This window comes from Streptomyces sp. NRRL S-340, assembly GCF_000720185.1.
In the GTDB taxonomy this organism is placed as follows: domain Bacteria; phylum Actinomycetota; class Actinomycetes; order Streptomycetales; family Streptomycetaceae; genus Streptomyces.
Genome location: NZ_JOIY01000014.1, coordinates 1 through 25,937, shown reverse-complemented (window position 1 = coordinate 25,937; position 25,937 = coordinate 1). Strand labels below are relative to the sequence as shown.

The 25,937-nt window shown below is 71.4% G+C and carries 1 protein-coding gene; it reads left to right on the top strand.

Going from position 1 to position 25,937, the window contains the following annotated elements:
* Positions 1-136: 136 nt before the first annotated feature.
* On the top strand, positions 137-25,937 hold a 25,801-nt coding region (locus tag IG64_RS12970; RefSeq protein ID WP_267883404.1), incomplete at its 3' end, for a protein-glutamine glutaminase family protein.

Sequence of the window (25,937 nt, the reverse complement as noted above, 5' to 3'; positions counted from 1 at the left end):
TCCCCGCCGTGAACTTTTCCGCGGCGAGAATCGTGTGAGGTGAAGAGGGTGCTTACCCTCCACGGCACAGGCGCTGTGGACGCGATCACGCGACGGCCTGTTCCGTCGGCTGATGTGTGCTTGCGGGTGGTTTTCGGTGGCTGTGGACCCGGTGGTCAATGGTCTGGTGATCGCGCTGTCGGGGATGTCGATCCCCGAGGGGTCCGCCGAGCGGGTGCGGGCGGAGATCGTGGTCCCGCACCTGGAACTCGTACGCTTCCTCACCGGTCTGGAGGGCGCCCTCGGGGACATCACCGGTGCCACGGTCAAGGGGGCGCAGGGTGAGGCGATGCAGGCGTACGCGCAGGCGGTCTCGCAGCTCACCTCGGGGAACGGCACCGATTATGTGAAGGGTCTGAAGGACACCGCGCTGCAGCTGGCGGACGCCGGCAACGAGTTCGCCTACCAGCTCGACTACACGAACATGATGATCGTGGAGCAGGTGGTGCTGTTCTTCGCGGAGCTGGCGCTGATCGCCGTCCTGGAGATCTTCAACCCGGTCCAGGCGGCGTTCGAGAAGCTGGCTCTGGACACGTTCTTCAGAGAGCTGTTCACGACGGAGCTGACGCAGTTCCTGGCCCGCACCGCGGCGCAGACCGCGTCGATCATGACGATGAACGTGGTGCTCGCCGCGGCTCTGGACGGCCTGACGCGGTGGGTGCTGGCGGCGCAGGGCAAGCACACCGCCCACGGGGACGAGTACCGCAACCAGTCGCTGAAGTTCGGCGCCATCCAGGGGGCGGTGTCCTCGCTGGTGCCGTTCGTGATGGGACCGATCGGCAAGGGCATCGGGAAGCTGCCCTTCTTCGGGCCGAAGGCGATCAAGAACATCCAGCAGATCATCGGGGAGAGCCTGCACGGTCCCGCCGCGACCCCGGCACGCACCGGTGGCAAGGCCGCAGTCTCCGGCGGGGAGAACGCCCTCACCGGCGGCGGGAAGGCGGCCCTGGGCGGGCAGAAGGCGGCCGTCGGCGGGGGGAAGGCGGCCCTGGGCGGGAAGCAGGCCCTCCTCGGTCCTGCGAAGTCCTTCGACGAGAAGGCGCTGCGCGACCTGTGGAACGATCCGCTCAACCGCGAGTTGGTGAGCGGGAACTGGTTCGGGCGCGAGATCGGGCGTCTGACGGTCCCGATGGCCGTGCGCCTGCAGAACGAGGTGGTGGGGCGGGCGGGGCGCCAGACGTTCCGCAACGCGGTGGGCGACCAGTTCGCGCGGGCCTTCGGCGAGCGGCTGGGCTGGCGCCAGGCGCGGGAGGCGGGCCGGGGGTGGGCGGACACCTTCATGGCGCACGCGGGACGCGGTCCCAAGGCGCTGGGCCGGGAGCTGGAGAGCACGCTGCACTGGATGCCGCCGGGTATGGGCGGCGTGCGCAACGCGCTCTCCCATGAACTGGCCGGGGCGCTGCCGTCGTCGTCCTGGATGAAGTTCGTCCGGGCCTTCCCGGAGGCCGGGCTGCAGGCCGGCGCGATGAACCTCGCCGAAGGCTTCTTCAACCTCGACGAGCAGGGCAAGTTCACCACCTCCTGGATGACCACCGCCGGAGGAGCGGGCGCCGCGTTCGGCAGCGCGGTCGGCCACATCGGCGCCACCAAGCTCGGCCACTGGATCAAGGGCCGCCTCGGCTTCGACCTCCCCCAGCACAAACCCTCCCTCGGAGACCTCGACCTCACACAGATCAACAAGACACCCGGACACGGGCCCGCCGGGGGCGGCGGCGACCTGCCCGGTGACGGCGGTTCCAGGCAGGCCGGCTCCAGCACGGCCCCGCCCTACCGGGCCGCCCCCGGCCCCGGCCAGAGCACACTCCCGGCGGGACACGTGCTGCCCACCACCGGCGGGAACACGGGGTCACCCATGTCCCCGGCCGCCCAGTTCCCCCGGTCGGGGCAGGTCCGCCTCGACATCCCCGAGCGGCTCACCGTCGGCCACACACCCGACCCGGTACGGGCGGGCGGCGACCAGTCCGCGTCCTCGTCCCCCGCCCCGCGCCTGGCCACCGAGTCCGGCGCCGCCCGCCCGCCGCTCGGGGCCGACCGGCGGGCCCGGCTGGAAGAGTCGCTGCACCGCTGGCAGGCGCCCGAGGAACTGACCCGGCACGACACCGACGACGCCGACCGGGCCCGCCTCCTCCTGGAACGCCCGGCGGCGGCCTTCGAGGCGGTGCAGCACCTGCGGAAGCTCGCCACCGAGGCGGGTATCGCGCCCGCCGAACAGCGCCGTCTCCTCGCCGGCGCCGACAGAGCCGTCGCCCGCCGCGACTGGCCCCAGGCCGCCACCCACCTCACCGCCTTCCGCGACCACATACGGACCACCCTGGACGCCGGCCCCGCCGTCCCCCGCACACCCGCGTCCGGCACACCCGCCCCGGTGTCCCCCGCGGGCACGGACACCACGGCGGCGTCCGGCCGCCCCATACGCACCCACAGCCAGGACAGCCAGGACAGCCAGGAACACGTACCGGCCACCCAGGAGGCTCCTTCCACGGAAGAGCGCGGCACCGCGCCGGACGCGACGTCCCACAGCACGACGTCCTCCGTCACGGACACGACGGCCAGCGTCCTCACCGGTGGCACGGCCCGCCCGGCCGAAGCGGGTGCCGTTCCGGCCGACGGGGGACCCGTCCCGGGAGAGGCAGAGACCGGCCCCGTCCGCACGGACGACACGTCCACCGGCCCGTCCGACGACGTCCGGCACCAGCCGGCCGGGAGCGGGTCCGGCCCCGCCCTGTTCCCGACCGTCTCCGAGGACCCCGCGACCGGTCCGCTCCCCGGCGCTGCGCAGTCCCAGGAGACACTGGTGCACGACGAGGCACCGGCTCCGCCCGCTCCGGCAGCCCTGGCCTCCCAGGAGACACTGGTGGACCCGGCGGCGGAGAACGGGCTGCCCCGGGGCCTCGAGTGGGCCGGAAGCGACTCGGCCGCCTCCGGTGCGAAGGTGTTCGACTTCCAGGCCCACGCCGGCGGCGACGAGGTGGCGGCCCGGCAGGCCGACGTACGGGCGGGCGCGCTCGCCGACCGGGCCGGGGACGGGTCGGACGGCGTGCGCCGCCAGGTGACGGCGGGCCTGGCGGAACTGGCCCGGCGCGCCGCTCCCGGCGGGGACCTGCACGAGCGCCCCGCGGACGTCGTGGACGCGGGCGGCGAGCTGCTGCGCGGGGCCCGCCGGGCGGAGCGCGAACGGCTCGATGGGCTGTGGCAGGAGTTCCGTACCGCGCGGGACGCCGATCTCCACGAGCAGCTGACCCGGCACGATCTGTTCGACGAGGCGGAGATCTTCGACGGGGACGCGCTGCGGGAGCAGACCCGCGGGGCGGTGGACTCCCTGCGCGGGACCCGGTTCGAGGAGTTCCTCGGCGCCCGGACGCTGCTGGGCGAGCAGCGGGAGGACAGCCGTGCCCAGGAGGCCGCGCACGAGGTGGCGGCCGTGCGGGTGGAGGAGTCGTTCCGCCGGCAACTGGCCGACGCCCACGCCAGGCTGCGGGTCCGGCTGGCCCAGCGGCTGGGCACCGACCCGCGCGACGTGGTGGTGACGGAGCACGAGTGGCGGACGGTCACCGAGGAGCTGCGCACGCACCTGGGCTGGCACGCCGTCCAGCTCGCCGAGACCGTGCGCTGGGCCGACGCCTTCCACGCGGACTTCCGCCGGGCCGTGGCCGACGCCGGTCCCGAGGGGGGCCGGGACGGGTCGGGCGCCCGGCACGACGGCGCCGACGCGGACGAGGGCCGCCTGTTCGTGGGCTCGGAACGGTTCTGGGAGGCGCTCGGGGAAGGCGAACCGCACACGGTCCCCCGGACGATGACCGAGCTGCGCGACCGCATGATGCTGCGCCACGTGCGCGCCCTCCAGGAGCACTTCGCCAGGGAACTGGACGCGATCACCGGCCGGGCGGTGGACAAGGCCGCCGGCTGGGACCCGGACGCGACGGACGGGCTGCACGTCAACGACACCGGCCGCGGCGGCGAACGCACCGAGCCGGACTGGCACGTCCTGGAGAACACCTACCACCGTCTGCTCGCCGACGTCCGGCCCGCCGTCTCCCGGCTGAACGTGCGGGCCCGATGGGCGCGCCAGGGACTGGAGACCTTCGACCGAAACCTGGAGGACTCCGCCCTCACCGGTGCGCGGGACCTGCCGGAGCGCACACGGCACCTGCTGCGCGACGAACTCGACCGGGACCTGCACACCCTCTTCGAGCGGGACGGCGAGGGGCCTTCGGCGTCCCCGGACGGTCCGGGCGACCGGATCGCCCGGCTCACGGCCTCGTACACCAGCCCCGAGGCCCTCCGCGAGCGCCTGGAGTACACCGCCTTCCGCCAGGCCCGCCTGGACGAACAGAACGCCGTCCTGACCGAAGCGCTCGCAGAGCATTTCGACGGGCTGCGCAACGGCCTGGAGCTCAGCGACGAGATGGAGCGGCGGCTGCGCCTCCAGTGGGAGCAGGCGGTCGACCAGGCCGTCGCCGACCACTGGTTCGGGCACCTGGGACACCGTGACTTCCGCGCCGCCGCCCTGCACCTGGCCGGCGCCCCGGCGTCCGGGGGCGCCCGCCCCCGGCGCGCGCCCGAGAACCGGCCCTGGCACGAGGCGGCCGCCTACCTCAACGCCACGCTGGTCTCCCGGATCCAGCACGAGCACGGGCTGACGGACGCCGCCGCCGACGCCGCCCGCGACTTCCACGCCCTCCTGTCCGGCCACCACCGCGACAACCCCGGTCACACCCTCGACGACGCCACCCGGGAACGGCTCGCCGACGACTTCCGCGAGAAGACCCTCACCGCCTACGACACCATCTGGGCCCAGGTCGACCACGACATCACCGCCTGGCTCACCCACGACAAGGACAACGAAGACACCTTCACCACCACCGTCGCCGCTCTGGACGCCGCCACCGCCGCAGCGGCCGCCGCCCCGCAGCCCGCGCCGCGCCCCGCTCCCGGCGACGGAGCCCCGGGCCCCCAGCCTGTCGAACAGCCCGCCCCCCGGCCCGTCGACGGCCTGATCACCGAATCCCCGGGACACGTGGGTCCGGGCACCTCACCGGACCCGGGCACCGCCGAGGACCAGGTCACCGCCCCGACGACGGCCACCGCCCCCTCCCCCTCCCCGGCACCCGAGCCCGCGCCGGAACGGGACACCGCCGGCGTGGTACCGGCTGACGAGGACACCGTCCGCGGACCGGTGGACGAACAGGAGGGCGTCCAGCTCCAGGAGCAGCTCCCGCGCCCCGCCGACGCCCAGGACACGGGCCACCGGACGGCTCCCCCGACCGCTGTTCCCTCCCGTTCCGCCCGGTCCTACGCGCCGCCGCCGGTACGTCGCGGGCCCTTCACCCCCGGCCCCCTCTTCGACGCGCGCCGCGTCCACACCGCCACCGGGCACGAGCGCACCGAGCTGGAGGTCCGCGTCGCGTTCACCGGCGACGCGGCCGGGACCCACGCCGCCACGGTGCTGGACCAGGCCCGCGCAGGTGTCGCACGGCGCTTCAACCACCGCCCGGACCAGCTCTATGTCGCGCTGCGTCAGGTCACCCCGGACGAGCGCCCGCACCTCACGCTCGACCTCACCGACACGAGTCACCCGCAGGACGGCGCGGGCATGCTCCTCCTCCAGGCGCCCCGGCCGTCCGCCTGGCCGGTGGACGCCACCCCCGCCGACTACGCCGACCTCATCGGCCGGCACACCCACCTGAACACGGCCGGCTTCGACCGGGACGTGCTCGCCCCCCTCCTCAGCCGGCCCTACACGGTCCACACCTACGTCACCGAGGGCGCGACCTCCCACGCGCACGTCCACCTCAAGGTCGCGCGCCCCAGGTACGACGCGCGCCTGGGCGACTGGGCCGCCGAACGCTGGGCCGCCCAGCACTGGTCCCGCCTCGACGACATCGAGACGGACATCAGCCGCGCCTTCTCCGCCTACCTCAACGGCGTCGGCGCGCTCGCGGGCCGGGTGCCCGTCGTCGTCACCACGGAACTCGTCGACGCGGAACACGTGCTCCCGGGCGAGCCCGTCTTCCACCTCACCGACATCGTGAGGGGCGCGCTCACCCCGGACCGCGGCCTCCTGCACGAGCTGCTGACGACGCTGGAAGGGTTCGACGCGGTGCACGACTCCGCCGGATCCGCCCCTGTCCGGCAGAGCAACGGCTCCGCCGCCGTCCAGCGCCCCACCGACGTACAGGTCTTCATGGCAGATGCCGAAGAGACCATGGAAACGGGGATCACGAACGTCCTGAACAGCTCGGATGTCACGAGGCACCTCAGCCCCGAGAACATCGAGACCCTGCGCACGGCTCTCGCGTCGCGAAGCCGTGGCGGCCAGGGAACGCCCTCGGCCGACGAGGCCGGTTCCGTGGAGTTCGGTTCCGCCTTCGGCACCGACTCACACGCCGGCCCGCAGGAGGCCACGACTCCTGTGACGCGGGCCCGCCGGGCACCCGCACCGTTCCACTGGGAAATGATCTCACCGCTGGAGACGGAGCCGCGGCCGGTGGACTCCGACCCGGCTCTCACGCCGCGACCGGCAGCTCCCGACCTGGTTCTCACGCCACCACCGGCGCAGGGCGGTTCCCGGCGGAACACCAGGGGTCTCAGCGTGGCCACCGGCAGCGGGTTCGGCACCGACTGGGACGGATGGAAGTCTCCGCAGGACGACGAATCCGAGGGTATGGGCGGCATCTCCGCAGAGAACATGACGCGATTCCGCCGGCTGAGCAGCGATCTGCAAATCGCCTTCGCCATCCGGGAGGTCAATGAGTTCGCCGACAGGCGCCTAAAGGAAGGCGCATTGCCCAAACCGCTCCAGATCAAGTCGAAGTCGATCTCTGCCTACGATCTCTTCCTGGAGTACGAGGAAATCGATACAACCACCGGTGAAACCGTCCGGTCGCGCTTCAATTCGAAACACCTCGGCCTCACCGGCTTCTATGACCCGGTACTCCCGGACCTCTCGCACCACTCTCCCGAACACCGGGATGCGATCAGCAAGCATCACGACAAACGCAAGCAGGAGTTCAGGCAGTTCCACGAGCACATGGAGGAGATCGCCGAGGATTTCCCCGTGATCGGCGGCATCGTCCACGGCTACGACAAGGACAGGACTCTCCGTCCCATCGCGAGCGACATCGATCTGCTCGACATCTACAAGCCGACTGGATCGCCGCTCACACCCGGAACATACCAGCATGTTCTGAGTGAGACCATGAACGCAGTTCCCGAGGTCCAGCACGGGGCGCACCGCCAGTGGGAGACAGACAATCCTAAAGAAATAGCGATCCGCGACAAGATCAACAGCCCAATCGAAAAGGGGAGAGAAAAGGTCATCGTCGTCTTTCCCCATCAGAAACCCGTCTACAAGAACCACTACACCCGCAAGAACTCCGTCACGTGGTTCTCCTCGGGTCTCTCCGCCTCACCGACGCAGGAGCACGCTGGCGCCGGAGAAGAAGCCGTGACACCGCGGCCGGGACACGACGCCGTAGCCCCCGTCCGCCACCGGGTGCTGGACGCCGACGGCCTGGCGACGGCGGCGCTCACCGCGATCCGGACCGTTCACGAGCAGCGGACACCGGCCGCGCCGGAGGGCGCCCCCGGATCGCAGTGGTCCTCCCAGTCCCCCTACGACATGTCCGTGCAGGAATGCCTGACGCTGCTGCACGAACTGAGGGCCCACCTCTTCCCGCGCGGAATCAGGCCGTCGGGCACCGTCGACGACTCGGTGCTCGGCGTCCGCCCCCAGGAGAGCCCCCTGGCGCTCGGCCCGGGGTGGCAGGCGGTCGACTCCTGGCAGTCGGTGTCGGCCAGGGTCGGTCTCGAACCGGGCACCACCGCGTTCGTCCTGAACCGGCACCTGGCCGGCGTGGGGCACGCCTGGGCCGCCTACGCGCTGGCGCCCGAGAACCCGGGAAGCGCCCCCCGTGTCGTCTGGGTCGACCTGACGGCACCGCAGCGCATCCTCTCGGAGGGCCTGCCGCCGTGGACCCCGGTGGAGGCGCGCGCGCTCTTCGTCGACCCTTCGGGCCAGGTGCTGCCGCCCCGCCGGGAGTCCGGCTCGGCCTCCCTCGCGGAGGCGCTGACCGACCCCGCGCTCAGCCATCAGTACGGGGCTGTCGGAACGGAGGTCGAAGACCAGCACCCCCTCCTGGTCGCCCCCGGGGTCCATCTTCACGGCGACACCAAACTGGCGGAGTACGTCGGCCCCCCGACGTCTCCCGAGGGACCCGGTGTGGTCATCGCAGTGGACTACAGCTACTTCTTCAGAGCCGGAGACGGTCGGCTCTACTCTTCTGAAGCGGAGGCCTTGCGTGCCACACCGGGCTTCCGGCCGGAATCGGTGACGACCCCGATCCTGGAAATCATACTGCCGCCCTTGGCCGCAATTCCGGGTGATCACGGAAGGATGACCATAGATGACGGCTTGAGAATGAACAGATGGGTCCGCTCGCTGCTCGGGCGGGCCGACGCGGAGAACAGGCCGATACCCCTACGGCAACTGCTGAACCACCCGGACTGGCGTCTCCACCCGGATGCCGCTTCCGTCTCCGTACTCCCGTCGACCGACGGGGCCCATCACCCCGCATACACCCAGCTCACCGTCGGTCTTCCCGCAGAAGGCATGATCTCGACTCTCGAGTTGGCCGCGGAAGAATACAACCTCCTTTCCCAGAACGCTTACGCCTTCCGCTCCGCCAAGGAATTCGCCGATGAGGTCGCCGGACACTATGCGCAACATCTCGGGCTGAGCCGCCGCGCAGCGAGCGAGGAACTGCCCTTCCTCTCAGGCCTTCCAGGAATGGACGGTCTCCGCGGCCACCTGTGGCTCCTGTCCAGTCACGTCACTGCCAGCCCCCTGCAGTCGCGTTTCTTCAAGAACGACCTGATCAAGAACCTTCTCCCCGCAGCACTGCGCACACCAGTGAACGAAGTCCTGAAATCACTCGACCTGACCGCCCAGGTCTTCTTGTGGCAGAACTTTGACTTGCTGCGCACCAGATTCGAGGAACACCTCCAGGCCACCATCGCCGAGTACCGACGCGTTTATTCAGGCAATTTCTCGGACGACACACAGGACATCCTCAACCAGTACTTGGACTGGGGATCCACGCATGAAGACTACTTCCGAACCGGAATACTGGGAGCGCCCTCCAGAGGAGGACCCGTCACCCAGTTCGGCTCGGTGGGGATGCATGATCGCGCCCTGGACGACAACAACGGAAACATCCGCTTCCCCCTGGTCCTCCTGGAACTCCGGCACCTGAAGCATCCGGACCACCTCCTCGACAACGACCAGATGGCCCACGTCGTCAACCGGATGGCAGACGTATCCCGACAGTCATACAGGCAGGTCGAACAGAATCAGTACGCCCCGCTCACGGTGCAACAGGCCGAGCACATCCTTCGCCATCCCCTCGTGAGCTCCCTGGTCACCGTGGCCAGAGCGATCAACAAACTCCACCCGTATCCGGACCACCCGATCCAGCCGTTGATCTCGAACGTCGAGTGGAACGAACTCGCGGGACTCACCGCCAGGTATGTCGCCCAGGGCGGAGGACTGTCCTCGTCGGTGCCGCGCCGGCTGCAGCAGCTGCACGAACGCGTCCGTTCCCTCCTCGACCGGCCCCGGCCGTCCGCCACCCCCGTTCCGCCCGAGGTGCGGGCGGGTCTTCAGCAGGCGCTCCCCCTGATCGCTCAGGCATGGACCGCCGCGCATCATCATTCCCGCGCGAGGCAGAGCACCGTCACCGTCATGGCCTCGCGCATCGACCAGGGCCCGCAGAGGGAGGTACTCGAACGGGAACTGAGGCGAGAGGACATCTCCCCCGGGGAACGGGACCGGATCCAACAGGTTCTCGACACTCATGGACGGCCGTCGGGAGATTCCGACCAGAAGGCACCTGACCAGCCCGAGAAGCAGGAGCACCAGAGCGGAACCAAGAAAAAGAAGAAGGGCAAGGCCAAGAACGCGAACTCATCGGCCCCGGCTGCCGCGACCCAGTCCGCCGCCGCACCGGCCCAGCCCGCACGGCCGGCCGAGAGCGAGATCCCCAGCACCACTCTGGCCGAGATCCAGGAGGCGTTCAGGGTATTCACGAACGTTCCGGTCGCTTTCCGGAACGAGATGGAGAGAGCGGCTCTCGACATCGTCCGGAAGCAAGCGAAGCCCGACAGCGTCGAATTCACCCACCTGTTGTCGATGATCGCCCATATCATCAACCACGCCAGCAGGAACCAAGGCACCGGATTCCGGCCCGAGGTTTTTCTCGAATCCCCTCCCATCATGTACTCGCTCGCTCGCCGCGGGCGGTTCCTGTGGCCGATCCTGAGCACCGAGCCCGCGCTCGTTCGCGTACTGGAGAACGCTCCCAACGTGCTGGACGCCCTGGAGCGGGTGCCGGCGGACTGGCATGCCGCCCAGGAGAACGGCTATCGCGACCTCGTGCGCGTCCTCCTGCGCGATGACGTGACATCAAGGCTCGAGTCCGACCCCACGATCCGCGAGTTCGCTTTCCCCACCATCACTCACCCTCCTCGGCTGCTGGCACGTACGGGCGGAAATATCGACGTCCTTTCCGCCCTCGTTCAGGTCGCCAACCACATCAGCGTGATGGCCCATCTGGTCAACGACTCCAGGGAATTCACCGATGTGCTGATGAGCCTGGACGATCCCGTCGAACGCATCTGGCAGCTGCACCAGGTGACGGCCGTTCCGGCAGCGCTGCACTCGGTGGTGGCACGCTTCCCCGAGAGGGCGACCCCCGAACTCTTCCGCGCGGTCCTCGCCGGAATCGACGGCCAGTACGTCGACGAGAAACTCGCGCACCATCCGCGTCAGCTCGTTCTGGCGTTGTCGGACATCAGGATTCTCAGGACCGTCATGAGGGACCCTTCAGCTCTCACCCAGCTGAAGAACCTCGATCCTGACTCGCGTCTGACAGACGTGCTCGAAGATCTTCCGGACCTCGCGCTGCGGCTGCTTTCCGACCCCAGCCGTATCACGGTGGCGGCGCGCAACCCGCAGGTGGCCGTCGCGCTGTCACACGATCCGCACCGCTACGACGACGTCGCCGACGAAGACCTGCCGGCCCGGCTCGCCGCCACCGTCGCCCCTGCTCTGGAACCGGCGAAGGCCGCACTGACCAAGGTACTCAGGGAGAACTCCGGGCAGTCGCGCTCCGCCGCTCTGCGACCGCTGATGACAGCGGTGCAGCAGCTCCAGCCCGACCCGGCCGATCCCACTCCGCTGTGGCCTCACCACCTGCGCCGCATCCTCAACCGCCCGCTGGGCGATCTCAGACTGCCCGCGGACGGCTCCCAGGCCGCTTTCGCCCTCAAGAACGCCGCCCGCAACGAAATGGCGGCCCACGCGTTCCGCGGCACCCATCTTTACGCGTTCCAGCACCACATGATCGCCCTGGAGACGAACAGGACGCGCACGGCCGCCTACAACAGCCCCGCCGCCAGCTACTGGATCTCCATCAGTTCGAACTTCCTCGAGCGCGTGGCGCTGATCGACGAGAATCCCTGGTGGGCCGCGGCTGCCCGCTTCACCCCCACCATCGCCATCCCCATGCCCGCCGATTTCTCAAGGCTTCTGACCGCCGGGGACTCAGGGCTGATCCGGCTGCTGTACCGCCACCCGAACATCTGGCCCAGCATCGTGGACCGATTCGCCGATTACGTGAGAAACATAGCTTCGGCACCCGACATGCTGAAACAGCTGGCTCCTTCCTTCGGCAAGATCCCGGCGGAGCACTGGGACAGACTCCTGACCAGCGGGCGAATGTACGTCCTGATGGCGGAGCGGCAGGACAGCGCGCTGACCGAAGCCCTTCTGACCTTCCCCGAGGCGCTGCGCGAGGCCATCGCCCGCCCCGGGTTCACCACGGCATGGGACCTTGGCACCACCGACGCGGAGTCACTCGCGCAGGCCGCCCTCGCAGACCCTTCACGACGCGGCGACCTGCTGTCCGCGATAGAGGCGAGCGGTCCCGCGCACCTGACGACCGAGGGATTCCCGCTCACCCTAGAACGCAGCGAACATGTCCGGCTTCTCACGGCCGGCCTGTCCGCGCGAACGCCCGCAGAAGAACTCGTACCCCAGCTTCCACCAGACAGCACCACTGACACCACAGAGGTACGGAGCAACTACTCCGCTGTGCTGGCGGACGAGAACATGCGAAACGCGGCCATCGCCAACCCCGGCGTGGCCGAGGCACTGCTTTTCCACTCGGAAATACGGGAACTCATCTCCGTCCGTCCGTCGCTTCTGGGCCGGATCCAGGGGAACCCGGCCCTCCTGCCGCATCTGCTGAAGTTCTCCGGTCTCCCCCATCTTCTGGCTCAGCAGGACGTCGTCTTCGCCGAATTCACAAAAGATTCGTCGGTATGGTCCACCTACCAGCGGAGCCGGATCGACTTCCTCACCAAGAACCCCGACTACGCCTCGGTGGAAAGAGGGGAACTGAGCCGGAACGAGAACGGCCTCCTGCGTGAATTCGTCAAGCACAGTCCCGCCGCGACGAAGGCCATGCTCAAGTGGCCCCGTGAGATCCTGGCGCTCTCCGAGGCCCCGGAGACCATCGCGGCGCTGGAGGAGGCCGGAGAGCCGGTCGTACAGGCCATCATGGCCACGCCGGGACGTCTGGCGGCCGTGACCGAGATGAGCTACCTGGTGGGCTCCCTGAGCGACCTGCCGGAACTCGTCACGGCCCTCGGGACGCGCGTGGACGTGGCGGCCGACGAGACGGGGTTCACCCACCTGGTCGGCAACCGGGCCCTGACGAGCCGGCTCACGGCACACCCCGAACTCATCAGCCGCGTCCTGGACCCGGACGTACTGCCGACGGCCCAGGCAGCCCCCGCCCTGGTGGACGTGCTCGCCCGCACCCCGCAGGAGTCGCGCGAGGCGCTGCTCGCCTCCCGCGTCCTCCCCCTCATCAGCCGGTACCCGGCCCTGGCCGAGGAACTGGCCCGCGGGGACGACCTGCGCGGCGCGCTGATCGACCAGCCGCGCCTGGTGCGGCTGCTGGAGCGGAACGAAGACGTACTGAACGCGGTCCGCACCACGCCGGAACTCGCCCGGGCGTTCCACGCCAACCGCGCCCTGGTCGAGGTCGCGCAGGAGGAACCCGCCCTGTGGTCGCTGGTGCAGCGGCACCCCGCACTGGGCGGACTGCTGACCCGGCAGGTCCGCCGGGAACTGCTGCGCCGCCCGGTGCTCACGGAACGTGTCCTCGGCATGGAACGGATGGGCGAGGAGGAGGCCCGCTCCCTGGCGCCGCTGCTGCGGCGGTCGGCCCTGGCGCACCTGCTGGCGGAGCAGGACGAGCGCGCCGCCCTGTTCGCCCACCGCTTCCTGCGGGAACCCGCCTGGCAGACGCGCGCCCACACCGACCCGGGTTTCGCCTCCGACGTGCGGAACCTGATGCGCTCCGGCGCCGAGTTCGACGAGGTACTGGCCGGCACCGATCCCGCGCGGCTGATCACCGCGCTGGACCGGCCCACGAGCGTCCCGCCGGCCGCGGCCGCAGCGGAACCGGTCACCGGTCCCACGCCACCGCAGGCCCAGGAGCCCCAGCCCGTCCCGGCGGAGCGCAACGCCCCTGCCGACGCCCCCCGGCCCCCGCGTCCGCAGGACCGGCCCGAGCCGATCGAGCACTCCGAAGAGCTGGCCGAGGCCCTGTCCGGTCCCCAGGGCAAGGCCGTCGCCGAACGCCTGGCGCACGATCCCTCACTGCTTCCGCTGCTGCGGTCCGGCGCGCTGGACTGGCGGACGGTCGCAGAAGGCGGTTCCACCGCGCACAGTGCCCGCGCCTACTTCGAACACCACCTTCCCGCGGCCGACGCACACCTGCTCGACCACGAGATCCCGGCGCTCCAGCGGATGCTGGGACCGGCCGCCTTCCAGCAGCACTTCCGCAGCTTCGTCTCGCAGCTCGACATGGTCCTCGACCCCGGGGTCTACGACGAGGTGATCCGGGAGGTCGAGGGCGCGGCCAGGCACGGCTGGCGCGAGGTGGTCCGCGGCCGGCTGGCGGCATGGGACGAGGCACACGGCGAACGGGCCCGCCGCTTCGCCTCGTTCCGCCCGCACCTGCCCGCCACCTGGAGCATGAGCGACCGGGTGCACCTCACGGACACGGTGCAGAAGATCGGCTTCACCGAGCTCGAACTCGGCGTGGTCAGGAGGCTGGCCGACCGCAGCGGCATCCGGGAACGCGGGGCCCCGGCGGTCAACAGGCCCCTGCACGCGCACCTGAACGGCGGCAGCGGCGGCGTCGCGTTCTTCTACGCGCTGGCCCCCGACGGGCTCGTGGACACCGTCGTGTACGCGAAGAGCACGGACCGGGGCGGCGCGAGCGGCAACGACTACCGGTGGAACGGGGCGGGCGACCTGATCGCCGGACCGCCGAAGCTGGAGCACATCGCCAACAACCCCCACCTGCTGCGCTCCGAAGACCTCGTGCGCCAGGTACGGCAGAACACCCTGGAACAGCCGGGACCGTCCTCGTCATGGGCGCCCGCTCTCACCTCACCCACGGCCGTCGAGACGGCCGTCGTGGACCGGGCGCACCGGCTCGCCTCCGCCACCGCCGGGTACCTCACGGCGCTCGACGCCCTGGCCGCCTCCGGCTCGTCGGCCCGGTCCCCCGAGTCCCTGCGCGAGCCGGCGGCCGCGCTCGTGTCCGCCGCCCGGACGCTGCGCGATCTCGGCGCCGACGTCACCGCCGGCCGCGGCGCGGGCGCGTCCAGCGTCCCGGCGCCGGTGCGGTCCCTGCACGAGGAACTGCACCCGGCGGGAACGGCCTCCGACGCGGACCTGGCACGGCCCGGATCCGATGCGGCATGGCATCTGGACGTCCTCGTGACGGCGTGGACGGCGGGCGAGGAACGAGCCGCCCGCGCCGTCGCCGAGGTCCTGGCCGCGCCCGTTCCCCATGACACGGACCGGCCCGCCACGGGCTGGACGGCCCCCAAGGCGCCCACGGACCAGACGGCCGGGGCGGCGGGCGAGACCGGCTACGCGCAGCGCGTGCACCAGTTGCTGGGCGGGCGCCCGGTGGACGCGCCGGCCCTCCTGCGCCTGCTGCAACGCCGCTCCTCCACACCGGAGTTCTTCAGCGCGCTGACCCTGTCCCGGGCTTTCCACCACGTCACCCGCGGCGGTGGGCTGGAAGCCACCGTCGACCACGCCGTGCAGACGGGCCGCCTGTCCCTGGGCAACGCGCTGGAGGCGAAGCGCCTGATCGGTCTGATCGACGGTGTCAGCTTCGCGGACCCGATCCCCCACCTGGCGCCGAGGGAAAACCAGCCGGACCACCAGACGGAGTCGGTGCAGCACTTCGTCAGCCGGCTCGTCGACGCCTATCAGTCCAACGACGCCGGGGCCGCCCTCGCCCATCTGAAGTCCCTCGACCGGGACATGCGCAAGATCTGGGCCGTCCAGAACGCCTGGCGGGCCCGCATCGGGAGCCGGCACCTGCCCGTTGGCCCGGAAGACCTGAACCTGGCCGTGACACAGCGCTGGCCCGGTCTGGCCCCGGCCCTGTCGCACGCACTGGGCAGCGTCGACGACTCACCGGTGCCCATGAGCCAGGTGACCTCCTGGTACCAGCGGCTGTCCGCAGTGAGATTCGATCACCCCGACCACGGTTCGGTGCCCGTCACCGCGGGGCACCCGGAAGGCGGCTGCTTCCTGCGCGCCCACCTGTGGGCGCTTCAGCTGATGCGCTGGGGCACCCTGCCTTCGAAGGTGATGGCGGCGCGCGCCGGCGACCCCGGTCTCTTCACCCGAAGCCACACGGCCCGCGGCGCCACCCATGGGCGTCCCGTGACCGTGGAGTGGGACAATCACGTCGCTCCTGTCGTCAACGCGGTCGGCGCGGACGGCCGTACCGTGCCCATGGTGCTGGACCCGGCCCTGGACCGAGGACCGCTCACCGTGGCCCAGTGGGCGCAAGCCATCGGTCTGCCCTCGACGTACTCCTTCTTCCAGGGAACCCTGGAGCGGGTCCAGGACGACCTGACAGCCGACTACCAGCACCATCGTGCGGGCTGGACCACCGGCGACTGGGAGCTGCCCCTCCGCCCCGTCCTGCTGCTCACCGAGGGGCACGCGTACAGCTTCCCGCACCCCACGGAGACCCAGCCGCGCTCCTGGCAGGAGACGGACGCACTGGTGCGCGAGAGAGACGACCAGCTGCACCGCCACTACGTGCGCGCGGTGCGACGCGCCCTGGCCCGTGACCTGTGGGATCACCTGGGAGGCCTCGGTTCCCGCTACTCGCGCAGGGAACTGCTCGGCCGGCTCAACGGGCTGGTGGCCCGCTACGCGGCCGATCCGGCGTTCGCCACCGCGGCACCGAGGTTCCTCGAAGGCCACACCGAACTCGCGCGCGCCGTCCACCACTACCTCACCCCCGACTACTACGGCAGCTTCGCCCGGCTGTTCCCCGAGGCCGAGTCGGATTTCGAGGACGTGGACCTCTCGTCCGACGACTCCGACGACGGTTCGGACAGCGGCAGTTCGATGAGTCACCAGCCGGTGGCGGGCCCGTCGGGCGGGTGGCACGCTCCCCGGGCCTGGCCGGCGCAGGACCACACGACCGGTGGACCGCACGAGGAATCTCCCGGCACCGCTCACGACGACACGGCCGCCGGTGGCCCCGAACCGGTGCAGCGTGTGGGCTCCGGTGCCTACGCCGCGTACGAGGAACTGCGGAACACGGCCCGCCCCTCCCTGGTGGACACGCCCAGGTTCGACCCACGGACCGAGGGGCGCACCGGGGACGGCACCCTGGCGGGCGCGCAGTGGGACACCCGGTTCGAGCTGCGCCGTTTCCAGTTCGCGTCGGGGGCCTGGATGCGGGACGTGACCATCCGGCTGCATCTGCGGCCGGCCGAGGGCGTGACGACGGACGAGACACGGCTGCTGGCCGGCGGCGCCGTCAGGGTCATCGAGCAGCACGTCAACGAGCGCGCCCTGAACGACCCGGACTTCCGCCTGCCGAACGGGGACCTGCTGCGGCTGAACCTCGAATTCGTACGCAACCCGACAGCCGCGCACCATGTGGTGAACGTACGTCCTGGTACCGGGCCCACTTCCACCACCGACTGGTACCTGGAATCCTCTCCCGCCGAGCACGTGCACGAGGCTCTGCACTTCGCCGGACTGGGCGACCATTACGAGGATCCCGGCCACGCCTTCCGTAACACCTCCGCGTCGTCCGCCGTGCACCACGACGGGTCGATCATGTCGTCAAGTCCGGACGGGCGGCCTCTGATCTCCCCAACGGACCTGGCAGATCTCCAGGCCGTCATGGACTCGGGCCCGGTCGTCCGCTCCCTCCCGCACCCGCTGGCGCCGTTCGCGCCGGACGTTCGGGCACCGCACGACAGCACGGAGGACGCACCTCGCGCCCCCCGCGCGGACCTCGCCGCCCTCCTCGTCGACGTCTCGGACCGCCCGAACGCCGCCACCGCGCCGCCGCACCGGCTCGTCGCCCAGGCGCTGCGCGAGCGGACCGACGGGCGGCCGGCCCGGGAGGGCACGAACGGCACCGTCCTGACCCTCGACACCCGGCGGCTGGAGCAGAACGCCCTGCGGCACATCGCGGGCTGGGCGGAGCGCACCCTGCGCTCGGATCTGGAGCAGACCAGCACCGAACCCGACGCGCCGATCCTCGAACAGCTCGCCGCCTACGAGGACCTGCGGACCGCGCGCGGACCGCTCTCCGGTGACCCCGGGGAACTGCTCGCCACGGTCCTCGGCGACCTCGGCGTAGTCCGCTCGCGCATCGACGCGGACGGCGCGCTGCCACCGCTGCGGCCCCCGGTCCTGCGCATGCCCCGCGACCTCGCCTCGGCGGAGCACCTCCTGCACCGGCTCGCCGGTGACCTGGGCACCCACCTGCGCCTGGACGTCCGCCTCCCCGACGGCGCGTGGCACACCCGCTGGGCCGGCCCCGACGGGCGCGTCCACGCCTTCGACCCGCTCGACGAGCGGGCACCCGGCGCCGCGGGCCTCTCCGCCCAGCAGGCGCAGGACGCGGGCCTGCTGTCCCCCGCCCGACGGGCCCTGGTGGACGAGCTGGGCCTCGACGAGCGGGACCTGGCCACGGTCTACCGGACCTCCTGGCAGGCGGGCCGCACCTTCGACGAGGCCGTCGGGCTGGAGACCGCGAGCCGCCACGAGCGGCTGGCGGCCCTCGACCGGCGCCTGCCCGCCCTGCTGTCCCGGGCGCGGGAGGCCCTGGCGGCCGGCGCCGCCGGGGAGGCGCCGCACGAGCCCGGCGGTACGACCGGGGAGGGCACCGCCACGCCGGAGACCATGCCGCGCCATCCGCTGGCGGAACTGCTCACCGTGGTGCGTACGCAGTCACCGCCGGAGCGCGAGGCTCTCGTCTCCCTCGTGGACACCGCGGCGGATCTCCTGCCACCGTCCCCGGCACGGCCGGACTCCGCCGCGGCCGCGCCGGGCAACTGGCCGGCGATCAAGCGGCTGATGGACGAGTCGTCCTTCGTCCGCCACGGGTTCGAGGCACGGGCGGAGGCGATCCGGCTGCCCGGCGCCGACCGCGCTGCGTGGGAGCAGGCGGCCGGGTTCTCGGACCCGGACCACGTCCTGGTCTTCACACCCGACGCGCGCCCGGACACTCCCGGCGTGCCCGTCGACCAGCTGGCGACGTTCCTCGCCGTCGAAGCCCAGGGCAAGACGCCGGTGCTGATGGGCCCGGACGGCGACGTCCTGGCCGCCCGCCTGACCCACCACCTGGGACGGCCGGTGATCGGCAGCCGCTTCGGCGTGACGGCGGACCCGGCCCGGGGCACCCTGTCGGAGCGGCCCGACCCGGACGGCATCCGCGAGGGCACCGGCCTGCGCGTGTACACCCCGCAGGAGACGCGGGGCGACGACCTTCCCCTCGACCTCGGTGTCGACCACCAGATACGGATCGCGCCGTGGCAGGCCGAGGACGGCTCCCCGCTGCGCGAAGGCGGCCCCGCGCGGCGGAACCTGGTGCTCGGTGACGCGGTCGACGCGCCGCCCGCGGTGCGCTCCACCGGTGTCCCCCGGTCGCAACTGCCGCACGTGGCACAGGTCGTGCGACAGCTCCGGGACCTCGTGGAGGGGCAGGGCCTCACGGTCGAGGAGTCGGTGTGGACGCTCCTGCCGCACCGGCTGCTGAGCAACTACCGCTACCTGCTGCCCGCCCCGGGCGAGACGCCGGCCCCGGACGCCGGCTGGCGCAGCGGTCTCGTGGTCCCGCTCGGCCCGGCCGAGGCGCTGATCACCCTCAACCCGACCGCCCCGCGCGCGGTCCTCGACCCCGCGGGGTCCTACGACCGCCCGCTGACGCAGAGCACCGGCACCGACGCGCCCGGCGAGGCACGGCCGGAACGGCCGGAACCTCTGGCACGGCCGGAACCGGTGGGCCGCCCGGAGCAGCCGGCCCGACTGGCGCGCCCCCCGCGGCTGGAGACCATCCCGGAGGAGGGCGACGGGGGCACCGCCGGAGCGGCGCACGGCACACCCGCTCAGGACGGCCAGGAAACAAGGCTGCAGGAGCGTCTGTTCGGTCCCCGGACGGACTCCTCCAGCCGCTTCCGCGCCAACCAGAGCATCAAGGGCACGTACTTCACCGGCGCGCACGCGCAGACGCACTCGGGCAACACCAGCGCCACCCGCCTCGGCGCGTCCGTGACGTACAACGTCGGTCTCCTCCCGATGGGACCGAACGGCCTCTACGGCGGTCTGCGGCTCACCGGCACGGCGAACGCGTCCTCGCGTTCCACCACGCACATCGCGGACGCCGAGGGCGGCCACGTCGAGGTGAGCGACGCCGAGTCCCAGCTGCTCGCCTACGAGGCCGAGTGGTCGGTGAAGCTCCGTACCGACCCGGCGCGGCAGTGGGCGGACACGCCGCCCGCCCGGATCCGGACCACCGGTGACGAACGCCTGATGCTGTACGTGCCCGAGCACTACCTCCAGGACGCCGGGTCCCATGTCACCGCCACGGGCGAGAACGTCCTGCCGGACCGGCTGCCCCAGTTCCACTACGCCTCGGGCCTGACCGGGCTGCCCACACTGCTGGACACCGTCGCCGGTGAACTGGAGAGGCAGGGCATCGGCCTGCCGCTGGGCTCGACGGCGCGCAACGAGCTGATCCAGAAGCTGTGGAACCTCGACGCCCACCTGGACGAGGCCGTCAACAAGGCCAACGGCTACAGCTTCGAGATCAAGGCCGACGGCCGTACCGTGCTCGTCGAACTGCGCTCCCGACGCCTGCCCGGTGCCGTGCCGGTGGGCGCGACGACGGACAAGGCCCCCGTGGAGAACGTCCGCACCGCCATCGACGGCGGGGGCGGCAGCCACACCCTGTCGCAGACCTCGGGTGTGACCCCGCTGGTCGCCGGGGCCAACGTCGGCGTCACGGACGACGTGACGGCGCTCAGCATCAGCGCCGAGGTCGGCTTCAGCGGGTCGACCTCCGACACCCTCAGCTCCGGCCGCAACGGCCTGTGGGTGCTCGTCCCCCGCTTCATCGGCTACACGGCCGCGTACGAGGTGGGGTTCCAGCACACCGTACGGGTGACGCCCCGGGGCATGGACTCGGTGGAGTCCGGTCCCGTGCGCGGCCGGGGCCTGGTGCGCATGCCGGAGCACGAGGCGTTCCGGCACGGGTTCCCGGTGGTGGCCGAGGCCCTCAAGCCCGAGCACGCCGCCAGGGTCGAGGAACCGCCGGAAACGGACGGCGGACCGCTCGTGCGGACCGTCCCCTACGCCGACGAGGCCCTGCGCCGCACCGGCCGCCGCGAGGGCGACCCGCTCGAACGCCCGCTGCCCTCCTACATCAAGCAGGGCAAGGGCATCGGCATGGGGCTGGTCTCCGTCGACACCGGCACCGTCGAGTCGATCCGGAACGGGCTGCGCGAGGAACTCGTGCGGCAGGGCTTCCTGCCGTCCGATCCCGCCGCGGCGCTCTCCCGGTCGCACTGGTACTCGGACCACACCGAGCTGGAGAGCCTGCTGGACAACGTCAAGCTGTTCGAGAAGCTGGTCTCCGACCGCGGTCTGGACTCGCACTACGACCAGATCCACCAGAGCGGCCTCAGCTTCACGCTGTTCAGGAAGACCCGCCACTTCACCTCGGACGCGGCGCGGGTCACGATCAAGGCCACCCGGTCCCCGGGCGACGCCGACACGTACAAGGGGTCGACGGACAACTACGCCGCCGTCAACCTGGGCATGGGCATGGGCACCGCCGGGCAGGGCGCCGGCGGCAGCAGGCGGGTCTCCCTGTCCTTCCGGGTCAGGACCGCGCACGACCAGCTCAAGGGGGGCGCCCTCGGCATCGACCTGTTCCGCCAGGTCGGCGCCTCGCAGGAGGTCAGTTACCTGCACAACCGGCCCGAACTGCTGGAGTACCGGGGGCTCCTGCACGAGCACGAGCTGTACAGCGACTACACGGTGACCGTGGAGTACGAGCACAGCGGTGTGCGGGGCACGGTGCGCCCGGGGGCCCGCGACCCCGAGCCGATCACCCTGCCCCGTCAGCGCGCGCTCACCCAGCTGCTGCCGCTCGGCGACGACAGCGACCCCGGCCTGCACCGCTCGGACCACACCTCGCCGGACGTGCTCAAGCACGGTGTCGTCTTCTTCCTGGACGCCAGCGGCCTGCACGAGGCGGCCACCGGCATCCTCGGCGGCCTGACGGGACCGCACGGCAACGCCGACCAGGAGCTGAGGTCGTTCACCAGCACCATCCTGGTGCGCGCCTTCGCCAAGGAGATCTTCAACCGCCAGTACAGCAGCGACCAGTTCTTCGACAGCGGCCTGCTGCGGGACACCTTCGCCGGGGTCGACATCTCCGGTGAAATGGGTGTCTCGCGGTTCGCGGGGGCCACGGACCACCCGTTCGTGCTGGGCATCATCCAACTGGCGATGGGCCAGGTCCGGTCGGCCGACACCGCCTCCCGCGGGCTGGCCGTCCCGGCGGTCTCCGTCACCGCCGGCGGCCCGCTGGACCCGGCCGCCCACGATCCCGGATCGCTCCAGGGCGGTATCGACATCAGTCACTCGCGGCAGCACAACGTGCGCGAGCAGGGCGGACGGACCGGCGCGAAGGAATTCATCCAGCTCGACTTCAACCACGCCTACGCCTTCCTCACGACCGCGGACTTCGCCGTGCGCACCCGCTGGGAGGAGCACGGCAAGCTGCTTCCGTCCGCGCACGCGTCGGCGCAGGAGTCGGTCGGCGGCAGGACGATGCTCTTCCTGCTGTCCGAGCCGGAGGCGCTCGACCTGTACGGCCAGGGCGAACTGCCCCTGCCCGACCGGCAGCTCGCCGACGCGCTCCACCGCTGGGAGCGGGAGGAGCTGCGGCTGCGCGGCGACACCCTGGCTGCGGTGCTCACCCGGTGGGCCGAGGACACCCCGGAACTGCCTGCCGAGCTGTCGGACCGAATGGGAGCGTCCAGGGAGGAACTGGCGGCGGTCCTCGCGGACCTGCACCGCGACGGGGCGCTCATCATCCGCGACGACGCCGTCCGGGAGGCGTTCGGCCGGCGGTTCGGCATCGACCTGGCCGAAGCCCGCGACCCGTACGCGGACCTCGTCTTCCCCGAGTACCTGACCCGTGAGGACCCCAGTGGCCGCGCGCTCGGGCACAGCGGGGTGCGCGACCTGGTCCATGACGACGGCCGGACCACGTACGACATCGTGCGGGCACACGTGGAGCAGGTCGCCCCGGGCCTCTTCTCCGACGCGGAGGTGTGGGTCGGGGACGGCCGGCGGATCGGCCGGATGCAGGGCGGGGTGAACACCTTGCAGGCCCTCCTCGCCAAGGGCCGCGACCTGTCGTTCATGGACGACCTGCTGCACCGCGAGGGCTGGAAGCTGTACTTCGTCAACCCGGAGAGGGGGAAGTGGGGCTGGCTCCTCGCCGACGTCGTCGAGGTCAATCTGAAGTCCCTCCTGACGTCGGCGCCCCGCGTGGTCGACTTCATTCCCGGCACCGGTCTGGAGAACTACAGCCACAACTACGTCGAGACCTGGAGCGGCGTCTCGCACGACCGCGGGATGTCGGCCAACCTGGCGCGGCTGGGCGGCGGCGAGAGCCACAGCTCCCACGGCGCCCGGCTGGGCGTCGGGGCGGGACTGCACCACGGGGTCACCCGCGCCGAGTCGGCGGTCGCCGAACAGACCGTGTACGACTGGACCGGTCACTACCGGGTGCAGGTCGACGAGTCGATGACCGTGCGGGTGCGGCGCCTGGCCATGGCCCGCCGGCCGCTGAACAACTTCGCGCAGGCGGTGCTCCACCACGACGACGCCGTGGGTGCCGAGGGAACCAGCGAGACCGTCCCGGGCGTCCTGGAGCTCCAGATCCCCCGCGGACTGGCCGAGCACAAGCCCCTCTCCGGCCCGCAGCCGCGACCGGACCTGCGCCCCCTGCCCGAACTGCCCAACGACGCGTACATCAGCAGCGCCATGGTGGACGACGCGCTGCCCGCGATGCGCGAGCTGCTCGTGCGGATGTTCGGCAAGAACGCCGACGGCCTGACCACCCGCAGCGCGCTGCCCGTCAGCCAGCTCTTCAGCCGTACCCAGATGGGCAACCACCTGCGGGACGCGGTGGCGGGCAAGCGGGACCTGCTCGACGAGAACCTGTTCGTGCCGGGCGACTCCCGCAGGCGGGCCCGCGTCTGGCTCACCGGCGACCTCTTCGACCTCCAGGTGATCGGCCCCGTCCAGAACACCGGTACCGGCCGCTACAGCAAGCACCAGAGCGGCACCTCCCACAGCGCCTCCCAGGACCACCCGCGCCTCACGGAGGCACTGAGCGACTCGGGCTCCGACACCCTGCACGTGGGCGAGAACCACGTGAACACCGTGTCCCCCGGAGCGGACACCGAGCAGTCCAGGACCACCGGTGCCTCCGGGTCCGCGACGGGCACCGAGAACTACCGCCGCGAGGAGCACATCAAGCAGCAGGGCCCCGTCCAGCTCGTCCGGCTCCGCTTCCGCGGGCAGCTTCAGGCCGAACGCTTCAACCGCCACCTGTTCCGCGCGGACACCGCGAAGGGCGAGTACCGCAGCCGGACGTTCACCGGGGACGTGTACGCCGAGGTGTTCGAGAGCGAAGTGGCCGAGCTGCAACGCCGGTTCGCCGCCTCCGAACACCTCGCCGACTCGGCCCTCACCCCGTGGCGGGACCTGCGGGGCGCCGAGAGGTTCGCACCGGAGGACGTCAGCGGGCACGACCTCACCGAGCTGATCACGGAGGCGGCCCGGCTGCCGTACGCCACCCCCGGCCGCCTGCACGAACTGATCGCGGACTCCGTACGGCAGACCGAGGGCGGCACACCGCGGCACCTGGTCCTCACCTTCGACGAGGACACGCTGCACCGGCGCGCGCTGGCCGAGACCTACCGCTGGGCCGTGCGGACCCTCACCCCGCTGGTCAGGGAGGCCCGGTCCACCGACCCGACGTTCGAGGAACCGCGGTTCCTCCGCCGCTACCGGGACTACCTGGCGGCCAGCCCCTCCGAGCTGGCCCCGCCGGCCGGCGAGTCCTTCACGGAGACCGTCACCGCCATCATCCACCGGGTCAACGAGGCACGCGAGCAGATCAGCGGCGACACGGGACTCGGTCCGGCGCAACTGCCCGCCGTGCTGGGCTCGGTGGCGCTGGACCACCACCAGTTGATCCGGGGTGTCGCCCAGGAACTGGGCACGCACCTGCGGGCCGACCTCACGCTTCAGGACGGCGAGGGCGGAACCCGCCGGGTGACCCGCTGGGTGGAACCCTCCGGCCGGATCCACGCCTTCGACCCGCTCACCCCGGCGGTCGCCGGCCCCGGCGGACTGACCTCTGAACAGGCCGAGGACGCCGGCCTGATCACGCCGCAGGAGCGCGCGGCGGCGGACCTCCTGGGCCTGGACGACCAGGAGTGGGGCGCGCTCTACGAGACCTCCACGAGAACCGGCGCGGACTTGGCCGGCCTCCTGCGCGAGGAGATCGACAGCCGCCACTCGGTGCTCGCCTCCACCGACCCGAGGCTCCCGGAGGCCCTGGACACGCTCGGCCGCACACCGGAAGAAGAGCACTCCGCGGACAGCGCGGAAGCCCTGGCGGTCCTCCGCGACCTGGCCCGCGGCCTGCCCTTCTCGCGCTCGCGGCGGGCTGAGGCTGCCCAGTTCGTACTGGACCGGCTGCCGGGGCAACGACTTCCCGGCGGTGATGGCTTGCCGGTACCGCCCGCCGAAGGAGCGACACTCCCGAGGCGGACACCGGATGCCGGGCACGACGAGCTCCCTCGGACGACGGCCGATCGCGAGGCGCACGAGGGCTCCGCAGACGTGCTTGGCACGCCGGAACCGGCCGAGGAGGTGCTCAGCCTCGCGGAGCGCACAGCCCAGGCCCTGATGACCGGCCTCCAGCAGACATCCGAGCCCTCCCCTGCGGACGGTGATGTGTCTGCCGTGAGCGATGCCCCTCGCACACCGGCACCGATCGGATTCCCTGAAGTTCCCCCGGAGCGCGTCGAGCGCTCCTCAGCCGAGCCGGAGGGCGGAACGCCGCCGCCCATGGCGGTCGCCGAGCAAGCCTCCGGGCCGGGCGTCGCAGGCAGGGGCAGCGACGCCCCGTCCGACGACACCCGTCAGAGCGACGGAGCGCGAGCCGAGAGTGTCTTCGCGCTTCTCACCCAGTCCGGCGCGGAAACAGAGGCCTCAGTACCGGAACACGCGCCAAGTGACCGCTTCGCCATCACCAACTCCGGGCGCCACGACTCTCCATTGGGCATGCCCGGTGCCGGTAGCAGCGGCATCGGTGTCTTCACCGGGCCGTCCGCCGCATCCAGTGGTCATCCCACCACGGTCCAGCCCTACGCTCAGCCCA